Annotated in this window: 1 protein-coding gene; it reads left to right on the forward strand. The window is 49.5% G+C overall.

Going from position 1 to position 2,516, the window contains the following annotated elements; translation table 11 throughout:
- The first annotated feature begins 222 nt into the window (after window positions 1-222).
- Complete coding sequence (locus RW092_RS16520; RefSeq protein ID WP_316010710.1) at window positions 223-2,412, forward strand: stalk domain-containing protein; 2,190 nt, start codon at window positions 223-225, stop codon at window positions 2,410-2,412.
- Window positions 2,413-2,516: the final 104 nt, after the last annotated feature.

The following is a 2,516-nucleotide window of genomic DNA, read 5'->3' on the forward strand; positions in this document are numbered from 1 at the left end:
CACGTATGAACTCAGTTGAACGAACTTAAAAGGACGCCGCCAGGCGTTTTTCTTACGGGGATTTGTTAAAAATAAGTAAAATCGGCAACAAACGACGGAGTTTGTGGATATTTTGTCGAATATTTTGTTTTTAATTGTAAGCAACTTTTCTTTTATCTATGCGTTTAATACAGTGTGAGTTAAAGGGAGAAACACAAAATGGGAGAGTAAGGGAGTTTAGGCATGAAATTTAAGAGATTGTTGATCACCACGATGTTGGTTGCATCGCAAGTAGCTATGGTGCTTCCAGCCAGCGCAGAGGAAATCGGGCAAGGAAACGGTCTGGAACCTTCGGCCGAAATGCAACAGCTAGATGTGAACGGGACAACAACCGATGGGGTACAGCCTGGCGATCTGCCTGCAGATCAAGGAACAACCGATGGAACGATAGGGGATACGGTTCCAGAAGACGGGCAGGAAGGGACGGGAAGCGGGGATGAGATGATCCCGCCAACTAGTCCGGTGACGCCGCCTGCAGACCCAAGCATGAGCCAAAGTAACTCCGGTCAACTGATTCTGATGGTGAACAGCAAGAAGATGTATCAGAACGGGAAGGAATACATTGCCGGTTATCCCATGGAAGTGAAAGACGGCGTATCTTACATATCGATCCGGGCTATTGTGGAGCGCGCAGGATTCCAGCTGTCTTTTGACAATACAACGAAAGAAACGATCATTAAGCGAGGCAACGACGAGCTGCGGTTCAAATTAAATACGACGTATTACAAAGTGAACGGTGTAACGCAGACAATGCGAGGGAAATCCTATTCCGCGCAAAACAACTTCATGGTGCCGTTAACGGCGATCACGAAGGCGTTAAATATCTCGTATTCCTATGATGCGGTTGGCAAACGGGTGATCGTAAATTTGAACACGCTGCCGGTCGCTTCATTTAGTATCGGCAACAAAGAAGTCATCGCGGGCGAAACCCAGGTTCAATACATCACCAATGCGACCTCGCCTATCGGGCTTCCGATCGTGAACGAGGAATGGATTGGGCGCCAGGATATCTTCATGACGCCGGGGGATTATACGGTGACTTACCGGGTGCAGGATTCCAGCGGCCAATGGAGTAATCCGTTTACGCTGACCATTCATGTAGACAAGCCGCATACACCGCCGGTCGCGAATTTTACAACGGACAAAGACACCTATAAAATGGGTGAATTGATCACGTATACGGACCTCAGTACGGATGAAGTCGGCATCACCGAGCGGATTTGGGAGAATAAAGAGCTGGCGTTCTTTACCCCAGGTCAAATGACGATCCGCCTGAAGGTTGTCAATAAATTTGGCTTGTACTCGACCGTTGAGAAGACGATTACGATTACGAACGAGACGCTCTACACGCGGGATGAATTTAATAAGTTGTTCATTCCGGTTGGGGAAGAATATACGTTCGACGGAACCCAGGTCCCAAGCTGGGAGCGGATCCGATACGCGTTCACATCGGATGCGGTCACATTGATCCGCAGTAACAGCCCGGAAACGGTGTATTCCAAAGGGATTCTGTATAAGGAATCGGCGATTGGGAATACACGCTTCATGATCCACCACGCCAACTCGACCGGGATGCCGGTGAAAATGTACGTCATCGCGACGAACAACAATAGTGAGACAACGCGCTTGACGCAGAGCAATTTAGGCTTTGGCGGCCCAAGCAGTTATGCAACGGCAGCGGGGAAAGCTTCGGTTGCGCGCTATTACGAATCGATGCAAACCGGCAGTAAATACAAGGATACATGGTTTGCTCCAGGGGAAAGCAAGATCATCCTGAACGAGCTGAGCGCTACGCCGATGAAGCAAGGGGATGTCATCTCCCTGTTTGCGGATTTGTACAGCGACCATACTTTAAATTACACCGTCATCATGGTTGATCAGGATCAAGATCCGTTCAAGACATTGCCTTATTTGAGTGCGCTTGAACCCGACATTCATAACCGCGGTACTTATATGGAAGCCAATCGCAACATCGAAGTAACCGACCTGATCGGTAATACGCCAACCCGGCTGTTAATTGGCGATAACTCCAGCGACCCGTTCCTGATAGGAGCCGATGGTATAAAAGGCGATTATCGCATGAACGCCGGCAACTTCGGCGTCCTGTACCGGATTAAGCTGTATCGCGTTGCGCCAAACACGCTGATCACGTTTAACCCGCGCGGCGGTCATTATATGGGCTCAATTATGGTCAACGGAGATATTGTAGGCTTACCTTCTTCCGGCTCACTCAGCGCACCTAACGAGAACGCGGTGTTGTTCCGGACCGGCGAGCGCGAGCAAACCGTAGACCTGGTGTTCACGGCAGCTCCGGGCAGCAACTTGTCCGTCAACCTGCTGTTCCAGCAAATGCCGGAGAAGAAAAGCGAATAAACACGAACTGAACTTTAAGGCACGGCGCGGAAGCGCCGTGTTTTTTTTTACATTATAGAATTTATAAAATTTCGGGGTGGGAGAGGCCTTCCGCCTCGTTTTTG

The organism is Paenibacillus sp. 3LSP, from assembly GCF_032465655.1.
Classification (GTDB): Bacteria; Bacillota; Bacilli; order Paenibacillales; family Paenibacillaceae; genus Fontibacillus; species Fontibacillus barengoltzii.